Below are 13775 nucleotides of genomic sequence, written 5' to 3'. Positions count from 1 at the left end.
TAAGGAGCGATGCCCCGATGTCGTTGTCCACCAGACATGCCAGACGCTTCTCCTTCCGGCGGGCCGCCGTGGGACGTTCCCTGGTCACGGCCGTTCTCACCGCGGTCCTCTCCGCACTGTTCGTGGCCGCACCCCCCGCGCACGCGGCCGACGGCCAGATCTCCGGACTGGCCGGCAAGTGCGTCGACGTGGCGGCCGCCAATAGCGCCAACGGCACGGCCGTACAGCTCTACGACTGCAACGGCACCAACGCGCAACGCTGGTCGAACTCCGGCGACGGCACCCTGCGGGCGCTCGGGAAGTGCCTGGACGTCGTGGACCGCAGCACCGCCGACGGCGCGGCGGTCCAGCTGTGGGACTGCTCCGGCGGCGCCAACCAGCAGTGGGTGGTGACCGCGGCCCACGACATCGTGAACCCCGCGGCCAACAAGTGCCTGGACGTCCGCGAGAACAACTCCGCCAACGGCACCCGGCTGCAGATCTGGACCTGCACCGGCGGCGCCAACCAGAAGTGGAACGCCCCGGCGGGCGGCGGCAACCCGGGCAACCCGTCCGGATTCGTGGTCAGCGAGGGCCAGTTCAACCAGATGTTCCCGAACAGGAACGGCTTCTACACCTACAGCGGCCTGGTCGCGGCCCTGTCGGCCTACCCCGGCTTCGCCAACAGCGGCAGTGACACGGTGAAGAAGCAGGAGGCCGCGGCCTTCCTCGCGAACGTCAATCACGAGACCGGCGGCCTGGTCTACGTGGTGGAGCAGAACACCGCCAACTACTCGCACTACTGCGACTGGGGCCAGCCCTACGGCTGCCCGGCCGGCCAGTCCGCGTACTACGGCCGCGGCCCGATCCAGCTCAGCTGGAACTTCAACTACAAGGCCGCGGGCGACGCCCTCGGCATCGACCTGCTGGGCAACCCCTGGCGCGTCGAGCAGGATTCGGCCGTCGCCTGGAAGACCGGCCTGTGGTACTGGAACACGCAGAGCGGCCCGGGCACCATGACGCCGCACAACGCGATGGTCAACCAGGCGGGCTTCGGCCAGACGATCCGCTCCATCAACGGCTCCCTGGAGTGCGACGGCCGCAATCCTGCACAGGTGCAGAGCCGGGTGAGCGCCTACCAGCAGTTCACGGGGATCCTCGGGGTCAGCCCGGGGAACAACCTCTACTGCTGAGCGACGCCGTAGCCTTCCGCCCGTGGGCGGCCCGGTGGATCCGGGCCGCCCACGGGCGCAGTCATGCGGCCGCAGTCATACGGCGGAGGGCCGGCCCAGTGCCGGCCCGAGGCGGGTGGCGATGTCGGTGAGGATCTGGACGTAGTCCTCGTGCTCGAAATGGAACGGCAGGGCGAACGCCACCTCGTCCACCTCGCGGAAGGCGGCGTGCGCCGTCAGCCGCTCGGCGATCTCGTCGGAGCTGCCCACCAGGTCCGGGGCGAACATCAGGCGCGCCGGCCCCTGCGGCGCGGCCGTGCGCGGCAACCGCGCCGCGGCGTAGGCGGCGTACTTGGCCCGCTGCTCCGGCGTCGCGCTGTCGGTGGGCACCACGACGAGTCCCTGCGAGACGCGGGCGTTCTCGCCGTCGGGGTGACGGTCCCGGAAGGCGCGGATGTGCGAGAGCTGGACCGCCGCGAAGTCCGCCGACGCCCCCGGCCCCTCGGCCTTCACCACGCTGCTGGTCAGGAAGTTCATGCCGTGCTCACCGGCCCACTGGGCCGACCGCAGGCTCCCGCCGCCGTACCACATACGCCGCCCCAGCCCCGGGGAGTGCGGCTGGACGCGGTCGGAGAAGACCTCGATGCCCTCGACACCGCTGAAGTCGGTGGCCGGCTTGCCGCGGACGAAGTCCAGCAGGCGCTCCACGCGGGTGTAGCCGAAGTCCTCCTGGTCGGCCGTGTCGGGGTACAGCGCGTTCTTGACCTCGTCGTAGTGCATCGGCGGTCCCACGCTGACGCCCGGGTTGAGACGGCCGCCGGACAGCAGGTCCACCGTCGCCAGGTCCTCGGCCAGCCGCAGCGGGTTCTCCCAGCCGAGCGGGATGACGGCGGTGCCCAGTTCGATGCGGCTGGTCCGCTGGGAGGCCGCCGCGAGGACGGCGACGGGAGAGGAGATGCCGTACTGGAGGTGGCGGTGGCGCACCCAGGCGCTGTCGAAGCCCAGTCGCTCCCCCAGCTCGATGATCTCCAGCGTGGACTGGTGGCCGCGACGAGGATCGGCCTCGTCGAACAGCCCGATGGTCAGGAAGCCCAGCTTGCGCAGCGGCCTCGACGTCGACGACACGGCGTATCCTCCCTCGTCAGCGGCGCCCGCGGCGCCCGTGCCCGCGGTCCCGCGATTGTCCCAGGCGCCCGGCGCGCACCGGCGGTCACCCCAGTGCGGACGACGGCACGACCGCGAACTCTGCGGGCCCGACGGTGAGTACCCCGTCCGTCAGCGGTGTGCAGCGGACACCGCCCTTGCCGCGCAGGGCGCGTTGCGCGCCCGGGCCGATGACGGCGTCCATCCACGCGCACGGCCGGGCGGGGCGCCGTACGGCCAGCAGGACCGGTCCGTCGCCGGTGTCGAGCGAGACGGTCTCGCCGACGAGAGCGTCGATGTCGACACCGCGCAGCAGGACGTTGCGGCGCGCGTGGCGCAGGTCGACGTCCGGGTCGACGTCCGACGGGAGGTTCTCCGCGGCCATGAGTGTGACCGCGGCATCGCGGTGTGCGGGCCTCGCGAAGTAGCGGTCCCCCACGAGGCCGAGATTCGCCCGCACCTCGGCGCGCAGCACGAGTTCGCCGTCGTGCGCCGGGGACGGCCCGTCGGACGGCCGCCCCATGTACCGGTGCACGGGCGAGACCAGGAGCTGGACGACTTCCACCGCGGGCATGATGGCCACCAGCCTACGGCCCGCCGGGCGCGGAGGGGGCGGCAATTGGTACAGACCTTGACGCGAGCACGCCACAGCCTTACCGTCTCGACCCAACCTGGCGTTCACGTTCACATACGTCGTTCAGATACGCGAACGCCCCGAGCTCGTAGGAGGTCCCCCCATGCGCGTGCGTACGCTCCTCGCCTCCCTGGCCGTCGCGACCGTCGCCCTCGGCAGCGGCCCCGCCTTCGCCGCCGACCCCGACGTCGCCCCCGGCGGCAACTTCGACCTCTCGGTCTGGCAGCTCCAGGAGCCGGTCGGCTCCCCGGGCTCGCCGACCACCATCTCCTCGTCCCGGCTCCAGGGGGCGAACGGCTACCAGGACTCGTACTTCTACACCGACACCCGCGACGGCGCGATGACCTTCTGGGCGCCGGAGAAGGGCGTCACCACGCCCAACTCCAACTACGCCCGCTCCGAACTGCGCGAGATGAACCGCAGCGGCAGCGCCGCGGACTGGCCGCTCAGCGGCACCCACCGCATGAACGCCACGCTGCGCGTGGTCTCGGTGACCTCCAACGTCTGCGTCGGTCAGATCCACCTCGGGTCGGGCGGCTCGTCCACCAAGCCGCTGCTGGAGCTCTACTACCGCTCCAGCGGCGACATCGTGCTGGGCACCGAGAACTCACCCTCCGGCGGCCAGACGCTGCACACCGTCGGCCATGTGTCCGTCGGCAAGACATGGACGTACACCATCGGCGTCTCCGGCGGCCACACGATCGACCTGACCGTCAACGGGAGCACCACGCACTACGCGATCCCGTCGTCCTTCAACCCGTACAAGCAGTACTTCAAGGCCGGCTCGTACAACCAGTCGTCCTCGGACAGCACCACCAGGGGCGCCCGCGTCGCCTTCTACGGCCTCACGGTCTCGCACAGCTGAGTTCCCGCTCCCGCTGCGGGCGCCGCGCCCGCGGCGGGGCCGGTCACGTCCCCGCGCAGCGCTCGCGCAGGACCGATACCCCGTCGCCCGTCAGGTCGTCGCAGTACGCCGCGCGGCCGGTCATGGCCATCACGAGGGAGAGCGTCGGGCCGGACACCAGGGCCCCGGAACCGCTGGTGAAGGGTCCGTCGTCCGCGACGAGCCGCAGGCCGCCGATACGGCCCTTGGCGAGCACCACCATGTCCGAGCGCTGGTAGTAACCGGCGACGTGGGTGAGCGTCCCGATCGGGTGGTCGCGGCGCAGCCCCAGGGGGCGCCGGATGTCCTCCCCGTGCACGATCACCTCGCCGAGCAGGGCCACGACGGGCAGCGGGGGCTTGGTCCTGCTAAGCACCGCCCGCCGGAACCGCTCCAGTGTCTCGGCCGGCGTCGCGCCCAGGTGCTCCGCGAGCCGCATGGCCACCATCCGGTCGAAGTCGAAGCGGCAGCGGATCACCCCGGACATCCACCGCGCGGGCGAGAGCCGCGCCGAGGCGGTGATGTGCGCCAGCACCTCGCGCACCGTCAGCCCGTCGCACAGGGAAGGAGTCGCCCACCCCTCGTCGTCCAGTCCCGCCAGATCGGCCGCCAGCGCAACCCGCTCCGCCTCGACCAGGGGCCACAGCCCGGCGCCGCCCTTCGCCCGGTCCACGATCACGTCCTCGTCGGTCATCGTTCGCAGGTCTCCTGTCGGCCCGTGGCTCGCCGTGACCGGTCGGACGCCGATCCCCGTACGAGCGGACCGCAGGCCCGGGTCGAACCCATCGCGTCGCGGAGCACGATACGACGCGAGGCCCGTCGGTCGCCACACGGGCAGGCGGCCTGCCCACCCGCCGCTCGGGCCGAGGTCCGCGTGGTGCTGGTCGGCCGCGGCATTCCGTCCTTTCCCCGGCGCGAACGCCGGGTGGAGCTCTTTTCGTTCGCCCGCTGGGGTGAACGCCGCGCACGCTGCCCTCGGGGGCACCGGGGGAGGCGGTGCCGCCTCCCCCGCGGACGTGCGGCGTGAACCGTTCCGGCGTCAGGCGGCCAGCCGGTCAGCCGGTCAGCGCCGCGAGCTCCGCGTTGGCGCGCTCGGTGACAAGGGCGAGGACGCGGCCCGCGGCGGCCAGGTCCTCGGCGGGTATGCCGCCCCATATACGGGCGGAGACGGGTGCGGTCTCCGCGCCGACGATGGCGAACAGCTCGCGTCCCGCGTCCGTGGGGCGAAGGTGCGCACCGTCGGAACCGAGCAGCCCCTTGGCCAGCAGCTCGTCGAGCGTGGCGCGGACGTCGGCCGGATCCGCTTTCAGGGACTGCTGGACCTGGGCGGTGAGTTCGTCCGGCGTCTGCGCGACGTCGGAGGCGACGGCGGCGCGCAGGGCGACCTGCTGTTGGAACGTGACGCCGTGCCGGGCGAGCACGTGCTCCAGGACGCCGCGGGCGGCGTAGTGGGCCAGGGCGAGGCGACGGGCGTCGGCGACGGGCGTGGTGGATGCGGCGGTGGTCATGGTGGTGTCCCCTTGATTGCTCTCGTCGTTCGGTACGGATGGAGCCGGAGGTGCGTCGAGCAGGGTCGTCAACTCCTCGGCGAGCGCGCGCGTCCGCCGGGCGGCGAGGCCGGCGAGCGGCTCCAGCGACTGCTGAAGCGGCCCCTCGACCCCCGCGACGGCCTGCCCCGTGCCGGCCGGCTCCAGGGCACGCGCCGGCTGCGAGACGTACAGCCCGGCGGAGCCGCCGCGCCGTCGACCGCGACCCGCCACGTGTCGGCGAGCCGCCCTACCAGGAAGCCGGGCGTGGGGCCCGGTGACACCTTGCCCATGCCGAATAGAGTACATGGAAACTATGTCCACGGATACTATTTCCGGGGCGGACGCCGCGCCGCCCGGCCCCTCGCTCCGTCAGGCCGGAGCCCGCCCAACCGGTCGCCCCTGCCGGACCGTTCGCGTCGCGGGCCGGCACCCGGTCACTTCGGCAGCGCGCCGACGTCGGCCGTCATCCAGATCAGGCGCTCGCCGTTGTGCTCGAAGTCGTGCCGGGTGACCATGCCCATCCGCTGGTAGAAGCCCTCGGCACGGGGCTCCGCGCCGACGCCGAGCAGGTGCGCGCCGAGCGCGACGGCGCGCCGGACCAGGTCGTCCCAGAGCAGGCGCCCGACGCCGGTGCCGATGCAGGGGCGGTCGACGAAGAACAGCCCGATCCCGAGGTAGTCCGCGTGCTCGTTGAGCGTGTAGAAGCCCACGGGCACGCCGCCCCTCTCGGCGACCGTGGCATGCCGGGACGTGATGTCCGCCGCCGTGAGCTCCGGCGTCACGGCGGGTACGTCCTCCGCGCGGCCCCCGGTCCAGTGCGACTTCGACCGCAGCACCAACGCGTCGAGCGACGGGAGTTCCTCCGGCCGGGCCGGGCGGATGGAGACACCTTCCATGCCACGAGGGTGGCACTCACAGGTCGTGACGTCACCCCGGCGCAGCCCGCGCCAACGTCCGCGGATCGCGGGAATCTCGGGCTGCGCGAACGTAGCGGATTGACAGGTTCACACAGTAGAACGTTCACGCAACGCATGACTTGCTGCGCTCAAGGGCAATCGGGGCACTTCAGCTGCCCGCGATGCCCGGTCGGCGCCCCCGAGGAGGCGGACAGATGACCCTTGGTGAGTCGTCCACGCCGAGAGAGCGCTCTCTCAGCCCAGGAAGCACGTCCCGCCCAGCACCGTCCTCGTGCGAGGCCGGAAACCTTCCCACTTACTCAGCTCCGCGCCCAGCGGAAAGGACAATCCCTATGCCGACCCTGCCTCCTGGCACTGCGGGGCACCCGTCCGAGCGCCGCACCCGCCGCAGATTCGGCCGGGTCCTCGCGCTCGGCGTCATCTTGGCGACGTGTGTCATGACGACCGGAACGGCGGCCATCGCCGACTCGCCGGACCCCGGCACGACCGGCCTCGGCACGACAGGACTCGGGGCCGACGTCACCGTCTTCGATCCGAGCATGCCGGTCGCCGACATCCAGGCGACCCTCGACGCCGCGAACGCCGCCCAGGTCGACAACGAGATGGGCACGACGCGCCACGCCTACCTCTTCAAGCCCGGAACGTACGGCACCGCGCAGCACCCGCTCCAGGTCAAGGTCGGCTACTACACCGAGATCGCCGGCCTGGGCGCCTCACCCACCGATGTCGTCATCAACGGCAAGGTCGAGGTCTACAACCGCTGCCTGGAGGGCGGCGGGACGAGCAACTGCCTGGCGCTGGTGAACTTCTGGCGGACCCTGTCCAATCTTTCCATCAAGATCAACGCGACCGGCCAGGGCGGCTGCCAGGCATCGGCCGACTTCTGGGCCGTCTCCCAGGCCGTGTCCATGCGACGTCTGGACATCAGCGGCGGCAACCTCTCGCTGATGGACTACTGCAGCGCCGGTCCGCAGTACGCCAGCGGCGGCTTCATCGCCGATTCCAAGTTGCCTTCCGTCACCAGCGGGTCGCAGCAGCAGTGGCTCACCCGCAACTCCGAGGTCGCCGGCTGGTCCAACGGCGTGTGGAACCAGGTCTTCTCGGGTGTCGTCGGCGCCCCGGCGGAAACCGGCTTCCCGAACCCGCCCTACACCACGCTCGACACCACTCCGGTGAGCCGCGAGAAGCCGTACCTGTTCGTCGGCCCGGACGGGACGTACAACGTCCGCGTGCCGTCCGCCCAGAAGAACAGCCGGGGCGTCTCATGGGCCGACGGCATCACTCCGGGTCGCACCATACCGATCGGCGACTTCTTCGTCGCGACCCCGTCGGACTCGGTGCACGACATGAACAAGGCGCTGTCACAGGGCAAGAACCTGCTGCTCACCCCCGGCGTGTACGACATCGCGTCGACCATCCGGATCAAGCGCGCCGACACGGTGGTGCTCGGTATCGGACACGCGACGCTCACCGCCGTGGGCGGCTCGACCCCGATCGAGGTCTCCGACGTCCCCGGTACCGTCATCGCCGGTGTCACCATCGACGCGGGCCCGAAGGAGTCTCCGGTCCTGCTGCAGGTGGGCAAGAAGCCCGGCAACAACCACAAGAGCTCGCCGGACGACCCGACGACCCTGTCCGACGTGTACTTCCGCGTCGGCGGACCGCACGTCGGCAAGGCCGACGTCGCGCTCCAGGTCAACAGCGACGACGTGATCATCGATCACACCTGGGTGTGGCGGGCCGACCACGGAGTGGACGGCCTGACCGACACCGAGCGCTGGAACACCAACACCGGCCGCAACGGCGTCGTCGTCAACGGTGACCACGTGACCGCGACGGGCCTTTTCGTGGAGCACTTCCAGCAGTACAACACCGTGTGGAACGGCGACGACGGTACGACGATCCTCTACCAGAACGAGTTGCCGTACGACCCGCCGACGCAGGCCGACTGGATGAACGGCCCGGTCAAGGGCTGGGCGGCCTACAAGGTCGACGACGACGTGAAGACGCACCGCCTCTACGGCGGCGGCGCCTACGTGTTCAACCAGAACAACCCGGCCATCCACACCGAGAACGGCTTCGAGGTCCCCCTGTCCCCCGGGGTCAGGCTGCACCACATCATGACCGTCAACCTCGGGGCCGGAACGCTCGACCACGTCGTCAACGGCGTGGGCGGTCCGGCGGACACGACGAGAATCGGTTCGCCGGTGTTCCTGGCGGACTATCCGGCCCCGTAGCGCACGGCGGCACGTGAGCACAGCGGCACGGCGACTGCCCGGTCCGGTGTCACCGGACCGGGCAGTCCCCTTGTGCGCTCACGTCCCGCACGGGACGGATGACGACGCTTCGGTGCGGAGCTGGGCGATGCCCATGTCGAGCGCGGCTTCGAGGTGCGTCAGCGAACCCGTCGCCATGAGAATGGAGACCCCGCCCTGGATACCGGCGAGCAGAGCGGCTCCGGCCCTGCCGGCGTCCAGCGAGGCCGGGATCTCGCCCTGCTCCTGCATGCTGCGGATGCCGGCGGTGATGTCGGACTCCCACGCCGCCAGCAGTTCCCGGGTCACGGCCTGGGCGCCTGGGGTGGTGCGGCTGAGCTCGGACGTGAGCACGCCCAGCGGGCAGCGCGGCCCCTGCTCGCGGTAGCGGTCGACGACGGCCTCGCGCCACCGCTCCCACGCCTGCCACGAATTGAGCTCGCCCAGGTAGGGCTGCTGGTCGGACAGCACCCGCGCCGCCTCGTGGGACGCCACCGCGAGCAGCAACTCCTCCCTGCCGCCGGGGAAGTAGTGGAAGAGCTGGCTCTTGCTCGTCGCGGTGTGGCCGCGGATGTCGTCCAGGGTGGTCTCGCCCGGGCCCCGCTCACGGATCACCGTCGCCGCGCCCTCGATGATCCGCTGGCGGGTGGCGGCCCCCTTGGCCGTGAGTCGCGAGGTCATGCCGACATTCTCCGCCCCGGTTTCCGGACACGCCAGTCCGGTTCCTGGCCCGGGATCACTGCCCGGGCAGCGGCCGTACCGGGTGCTTGCTCATGATGGACACGCGGTTGAACGCGTTGATGGTGATGGCCACCCAGATCACCGCGGAGATCTCGTCGTCGGACAGGACCTCGCGGGCCCCGGCGTAGGCCTCGTCCGCGGCGGCGGTGTCCGCCGGGGTGGTGGTCGCCTCGGCCAGCGCGAGCGCGGCACGCTCGCGCGGGGTGAAGACCTCGGTGTCCCGCCAGGCGGGCAGCACTCCCAGCCGCTGCGGGTCCTCTCCGGCGCGCAGTGCGGCCCTGGTGTGGACGTGCAGGCAGTAGGCGCAGGCGTTGATCTGGGAGACGCGCAGGTTGACCAGTTCCACGAGCACGCGGTCGAGCCCGGCGTCCGCCGCCGCGCCCCGGATCGTCTCCGCGGCGTCGCGCATGGCCCCGTAGGACTGCGGGGTCTGCTTGTCGATGAATATCCGCCGGCTCGTGGTGGCCTGCGTCACCTCGCTCACCTGGGCTCCTTCGGCATGCCGTGTGCGTTGTCCCCTACGATCGAGGATGATAGTTGAACATGGAACATAACGCTGAGAGGGGCGTCACACGATGAGCACCACCGAGGTCGACCCCACCGAGCCGCACGGAGAATCCGGCGCGGAGGGGAACGGCCGGCGCACGTCGCCGGTCGACGTCTTCACCCCCAGGGACGTCCCCCTCGGCGGCCCGCGCGCGATGACCGTCCGCCGTACCCTCCCGCAGCGGGCGCGGTCCCTGATCGGTGCCTGGTGCTTCGCCGACCACTACGGCCCCGACGACGTCGCCGACAGCGGCGGGATGGACGTGGCGCCGCACCCCCACACCGGGCTGCAGACGGTGAGCTGGCTCTTCACCGGCGAGATCGAGCACCGCGACAGCCTGGGCACCCTGGCCTACGTGCGCCCGGGCGAGCTCAACCTGATGACCGGCGGGCACGGGATCTGCCACTCCGAGGTCTCCACCCCCGGGACGACCGTCCTGCACGGCGTCCAGCTGTGGGTGGCGCTGCCCGAGGCCCACCGGAACGCGCCCAGCGCCTTCCAGCACCACGTCCCGCGTCCCGTCGCCCTCGACGGCGGCGAGGTACGGGTCTTCCTCGGTTCCCTGGCCGGCGACACCTCGCCCGTGCCCACCCACACCCCGCTGCTCGGCGCCGAACTCACGCTCCGGCCGCACGCGACCGTCACCCTCGCGATCGACCCCGCCTTCGAGCACGGCCTGCTCGTGGACACCGGCGAGGTACGGATGGCCGGGACGGCGCTGCGCCACGCCGAACTCGGTTACCTGGAGCCCGGGAACGCCACGCTGACGGTCACCAACACCACTGACGCCCCGGCCCGGACGGTCCTGCTCGGCGGGACGCCGTTCGGCGAGCAGATCGTGATGTGGTGGAACTTCATCGGCCGTTCCCACGAGGACATCGTCCAGGCCCGTGCGGCCTGGCAGAGCGCGACCAGCCGTTTCGGCGCCGTCGAGGGCTACCCCGGGGAGCGCCTCCCGGCCCCCGAGCTCCCCAACGCCACCCTCGCCCCGCGCGGCAACCCGACCCGCCCGCACCGCGCCTGATCCGCCGTCGCGCGACGCCGGCCGCCGGCGGCAGGTGCGGGGGCCTCAGGCGGTGGCCTCGTCGAGGAGCTCCAGCACGTGCCGGTACGGGCGGCCGGTCGCCCGGCTCATGCCCATCTCGCAGGTGCGGTTGCAGGAGGCGTACGCGTCGTACGTGCCCGCGGTGATCTCGGCGGCCTGGGCGGCGGTCGCCGACGCGGTGATCTCCGGGTGGAGCAGACCGCGGTCGCCCGCGAAGGCGCAGCAGCCCCAGTTGTCCGGCACGGTGACCTCTTCGCTCACGGCCGCCGCGACGGTGCGCAGGGCGCCGTCGATGCCCAGATGTGCGGTGGAGCAGGTCGGGTGCAGGGCGAGGGTGCCCAGGCGCCGGGGCTCGGGCAGGGCGGGGAGCAGGTGCTCGGCGGTGAAGGCCACGCTGTCCACGAAGCGCAGCGCGGCGAAGCGGGCGCGGTCCGACTCCGGCAGGGCGCCGGGCAGTTGCTCCAGGCCGTGAGTGCAGGAGGAGGCGTCGCTGACCACGGGCAGCCGGCCGTGGTCGCTGGCCTCCCAGAGCACGTCCAGGGTGCGGGCGGCCATGGTGCGGTGCCCGTCGGTGTAGCCCTTGGACTGCCAGGGGGTGCCGCAGCACAGGCCGGCCAGCCGGTCGGGGACGGTCACGGCGACGCCCGCGCGCTCGCACAACCGCAGGAAGGCGGCGGCCGATCCCGGCGACCCGTCGGAGGCACCCTCCGGGGCGAAGACGCTGCCGATGCAGGCGGCGAAGAACACCGCACGGGCGTCTTCGGGCCGCCGTGCCGCGGGGCGGGCCGGTCCGCCCCGCGGGATGTCGTCGGCCCAGGTGGGGACGAGTTCCGCCGCGCCGAGTCGCCGGATCGCGCCGGTGGCGGCGCGCAGGGCCGGGGCCGGCAGGACGTGCGCGGTGTTCAGCGCCGCCCGTACGCCCTTGACCGCGATTCCCCAGTGCCGGGCCGTGGCCTCCCCGGCCCGCTGCGCCGTGGGGCTGTGGCGTTCGGCGCGCAGGCGCTTCATGACCGCGCCGGTGTCGATGGTCACGGGGCACGCCGTGACGCAGAGGCTGTCGGCGGCGCAGCTGTCGACGGCCGCGTAGCCGTAGTCGGCCTCCAGGGCGCGACGGCGTTCCTCGTCACCGGCGGCGGTGGCGAGCGCGATCTCCCGGCTCAGCGCGATGCGTTGGCGCGGCGTCGTGGTCGCGTCGGCGGTCGGGCAGACGGGCTCGCAGTAGCCGCACTCCACACAGGCGTCCACGGCGGGGTCGACCTGCGGGACGCTCTTGAGGTTGCGCAGGTGCGCGGCCGCGTCGTCCTCCAGGAGCACGCCCGGGTTGAGCACGTGGTGCGGGTCGCACAGCCTCTTGAGTTCGCGCATGACGTCGTAGAGTTCGTCGCCGTACTGGCGGCGGACGAAGGGGGCCATGGCGCGGCCGGTGCCGTGCTCGGCCTTCAGGGTGCCGCCGGCGTCCAGGACCAGGTCGACCATGGCGTCGGTGAACCGGGCGTAGCGCTCGACCTCCGGGGCCGAGTCGAAGTCCTGGGTGAGCATGAAGTGCAGGTTGCCGTCGCGCGCGTGGCCGAAGATCACCGCGTCCTGGTAGCCGTGCCGGTCGAACAGGCCGATCAGGCCCTCGCAGGTGCCGGTCAGCCGCTCCATGGGCACCGCGATGTCCTCCAGCAGCGCCGTGGTGCCCGGGCGGCGCGCGCCGGCGACGGCGGTGTAGAGGCCCTTGCGCAGGTGCCAGAGCCGGGCCCGTACCCGCGCGTCGCGCACCAGCGAGGTCCCGGTGACGGCGGGCAGCCGGTCCAGGACCGGCTGCGCGGCAGCGACCCGTTCCTCCAGCAGTTCGGCGCCGTCCTCGGCGAACTCGACCAGCAGGGCGGCGTGGTGTTCCACGCGCAGTCCGCGCAGTTCGTCCACCGGGTCCGGGGCCTGCTGGGCCACGCGCAGCGACGCCGCGTCGAGGAGTTCCGCGGTGCGGGCGCCGACGGCCAGCAGGGCGGGCAGGGCGTCGGTGGCCTCGGCGAGGCCTGGCAGCACGAGCAGGCCGGTGGCGGTGTGCGGCAGGAGCGGGACGGTGCGGAAGACGGCCTCGCCGACGAAGCCGAGGGTGCCCTCGCTGCCGATCATGAGGTGGGCGAGGATGTCGGCCGGGCCGGAGTGGTCGAGGAACGAGTTGAGCCCGTAGCCCATGGTGTTCTTCATCGCGAACAGCCGCTCGATCGTGGCGCGCGATCCGGCCGAGGCGCGGACCCGGTCGCGCAACCGGAGCAGCCCCGCGTGGAGTTCGGGCTCGCGGGCGCGCAGCGCCGCGTCCGCGTCGGGGGCCGCGGTGTCGACGACGGTGCCGGACGGCAGCACGAACTGCAGGGACTCCATGGTGCGGTAGGCGTTGTCCTGCGTACCGCAGTTCATGCCGCTGGAGTTGTTGGCGACGAGTCCGCCGATGGTGCACGCGCTCTCGCTGGCCGGGTCGGGGCCGAGCCGGTGCCCGTACCGGGCGAGCCGCGCATTGGCCTGACGTACCGTCAGTCCAGGCTGCAGCCGGATGCGCCGCCCCTCGTCCAGCACCTCGGCGGCACGCCAGTGGCTGCGGACGTCCACCAGGATCCCGTCGCCGCCCGCCTGTCCCGCCAGGCTGGTGCCGCCCGAGCGCAGGGTCAGCGGCAGGCCCGCCGCCCGCGCCCCGGCCATCAGTGCGCCCACCTCTGCGGCGGACGCCGCCCGGACGACGGCCTGCGGGGTGAACAGGTACGGCGACGCATCGTGGGCGGCCGCGACCCTGCGGGGCACGTCGGTGGTGACCCTGGCAGGGTCGCTCACACACGAGGCCAGGAGCCCGGCCAGGTCGGGGGCCCGGTCCTCGGCGGGCGACGCGGTGGGGGATGTGGCGGCGGAGCGGCTCATGGGTCTCGGTCCTCGGGTCCTCGGGTACTGCG

12 protein-coding genes are annotated in these 13775 nt (G+C 72.2%); 4 read left to right on the top strand and 8 right to left on the bottom strand.

Annotation, left to right across the window (positions count from 1 at the left end; all coding sequences use genetic code 11):
• Positions 1 to 17: 17 nt before the first annotated feature.
• Entirely contained in the window at positions 18 to 1172 is a 1155-nt protein-coding gene (locus ACIP98_RS14020; RefSeq protein WP_319657665.1) for a lectin, read from the top strand.
• A gap of 75 nt (positions 1173 to 1247) precedes the next feature.
• On the opposite strand, the gene ACIP98_RS14015 is transcribed toward ACIP98_RS14020, so the two are convergent.
• Together ACIP98_RS14015 and ACIP98_RS14010 are read right to left on the bottom strand one after the other, a co-directional pair.
• Entirely contained in the window at positions 1248 to 2276 is a 1029-nt protein-coding gene (locus tag ACIP98_RS14015) for an LLM class flavin-dependent oxidoreductase (protein ID WP_319657666.1), read from the bottom strand.
• A gap of 85 nt (positions 2277 to 2361) precedes the next feature.
• On the bottom strand, positions 2362 to 2868 hold the full coding sequence (locus ACIP98_RS14010; protein ID WP_319657667.1) for a molybdenum cofactor biosysynthesis protein: 507 nt from the start codon (positions 2866 to 2868) through the stop codon (positions 2362 to 2364).
• A 163-nt stretch (positions 2869 to 3031) separates the two neighbouring features.
• Between ACIP98_RS14010 and ACIP98_RS14005 the strand changes: the two genes are divergently transcribed.
• Positions 3032 to 3793, top strand: coding sequence for a polysaccharide lyase family 7 protein (locus tag ACIP98_RS14005; RefSeq protein WP_319657668.1), 762 nt, complete (start codon positions 3032 to 3034; stop codon positions 3791 to 3793).
• Positions 3794 to 3836: 43 nt separating this feature from the next.
• Here the strand turns inward: ACIP98_RS14005 and ACIP98_RS14000 are convergent, their stop codons facing one another.
• The 3 genes from ACIP98_RS14000 to ACIP98_RS13990 all read right to left on the bottom strand — a co-directional run bounded on the left by ACIP98_RS14000 (position 3837) and on the right by ACIP98_RS13990 (position 6236).
• Positions 3837 to 4505: a maleylpyruvate isomerase family mycothiol-dependent enzyme gene (locus ACIP98_RS14000; RefSeq protein WP_401975835.1), complete on the bottom strand. Its 669-nt coding sequence runs from the start codon at positions 4503 to 4505 to the stop codon at positions 3837 to 3839.
• Between the two features lie 361 nt (positions 4506 to 4866).
• Complete coding sequence (locus ACIP98_RS13995; protein WP_401975967.1) at positions 4867 to 5319, bottom strand: MarR family transcriptional regulator; 453 nt, start codon at positions 5317 to 5319, stop codon at positions 4867 to 4869.
• Positions 5320 to 5774: 455 nt separating this feature from the next.
• Positions 5775 to 6236 (bottom strand): GNAT family N-acetyltransferase, encoded by a 462-nt coding sequence (locus ACIP98_RS13990; RefSeq protein WP_401975832.1) that lies wholly within the window; start codon positions 6234 to 6236, stop codon positions 5775 to 5777.
• A gap of 458 nt (positions 6237 to 6694) precedes the next feature.
• Between ACIP98_RS13990 and ACIP98_RS13985 the strand changes: the two genes are divergently transcribed.
• Entirely contained in the window at positions 6695 to 8494 is a 1800-nt protein-coding gene (locus ACIP98_RS13985; protein WP_401975829.1) for a hypothetical protein, read from the top strand.
• Between the two features lie 78 nt (positions 8495 to 8572).
• On the opposite strand, the gene ACIP98_RS13980 is transcribed toward ACIP98_RS13985, so the two are convergent.
• Both ACIP98_RS13980 and ACIP98_RS13975 read right to left on the bottom strand, forming a co-directional pair.
• Positions 8573 to 9193, bottom strand: a complete 621-nt coding sequence (locus ACIP98_RS13980; protein ID WP_401975827.1) for a TetR/AcrR family transcriptional regulator — start codon at positions 9191 to 9193, stop codon at positions 8573 to 8575.
• 55 nt (positions 9194 to 9248) lie between these two features.
• On the bottom strand, positions 9249 to 9737 hold the full coding sequence (locus ACIP98_RS13975; RefSeq protein WP_401975824.1) for a carboxymuconolactone decarboxylase family protein: 489 nt from the start codon (positions 9735 to 9737) through the stop codon (positions 9249 to 9251).
• 91 nt (positions 9738 to 9828) lie between these two features.
• Here ACIP98_RS13975 and ACIP98_RS13970 point away from each other — a divergent pair, with 91 nt between their 5' ends.
• Positions 9829 to 10824: a pirin family protein gene (locus ACIP98_RS13970; RefSeq protein WP_319657674.1), complete on the top strand. Its 996-nt coding sequence runs from the start codon at positions 9829 to 9831 to the stop codon at positions 10822 to 10824.
• 45 nt (positions 10825 to 10869) lie between these two features.
• Here ACIP98_RS13970 and ACIP98_RS13965 read toward each other — a convergent pair whose 3' ends face one another.
• Complete coding sequence (locus ACIP98_RS13965; RefSeq protein ID WP_401975822.1) at positions 10870 to 13743, bottom strand: FAD-binding and (Fe-S)-binding domain-containing protein; 2874 nt, start codon at positions 13741 to 13743, stop codon at positions 10870 to 10872.
• Between the last annotated feature and the right edge of the window lie 32 nt (positions 13744 to 13775).

Origin of the sequence: Streptomyces sp. NPDC088354, from assembly GCF_044753585.1 — a bacterium.
Lineage (GTDB): Bacteria > Actinomycetota > Actinomycetes > Streptomycetales > Streptomycetaceae > Actinacidiphila.
This window is presented reverse-complemented; position numbering and strand designations above follow the sequence as displayed.

Excerpts from the sequence above, each read along its gene's own strand:
- ACIP98_RS13965 (WP_401975822.1), bottom strand. The coding sequence starts at position 13,743 with ATGAGCCGCTCCGCCGCCACATCCCCCACCGCGTCGCCCGCCGAGGAC.
- ACIP98_RS13990 (WP_401975832.1), bottom strand. The coding sequence starts at position 6,236 with ATGGAAGGTGTCTCCATCCGCCCGGCCCGGCCGGAGGAACTCCCGTCG.
- ACIP98_RS14005 (WP_319657668.1), top strand. The coding sequence starts at position 3,032 with ATGCGCGTGCGTACGCTCCTCGCCTCCCTGGCCGTCGCGACCGTCGCC.
- ACIP98_RS13980 (WP_401975827.1), bottom strand. The coding sequence starts at position 9,193 with ATGACCTCGCGACTCACGGCCAAGGGGGCCGCCACCCGCCAGCGGATC.
- ACIP98_RS14000 (WP_401975835.1), bottom strand. The coding sequence starts at position 4,505 with ATGACCGACGAGGACGTGATCGTGGACCGGGCGAAGGGCGGCGCCGGG.
- ACIP98_RS14010 (WP_319657667.1), bottom strand. The coding sequence starts at position 2,868 with ATGCCCGCGGTGGAAGTCGTCCAGCTCCTGGTCTCGCCCGTGCACCGG.
- ACIP98_RS13995 (WP_401975967.1), bottom strand. The coding sequence starts at position 5,319 with ATGACCACCGCCGCATCCACCACGCCCGTCGCCGACGCCCGTCGCCTC.
- ACIP98_RS13970 (WP_319657674.1), top strand. The coding sequence starts at position 9,829 with ATGAGCACCACCGAGGTCGACCCCACCGAGCCGCACGGAGAATCCGGC.
- ACIP98_RS13985 (WP_401975829.1), top strand. The coding sequence starts at position 6,695 with ATGACGACCGGAACGGCGGCCATCGCCGACTCGCCGGACCCCGGCACG.
- ACIP98_RS14020 (WP_319657665.1), top strand. The coding sequence starts at position 18 with ATGTCGTTGTCCACCAGACATGCCAGACGCTTCTCCTTCCGGCGGGCC.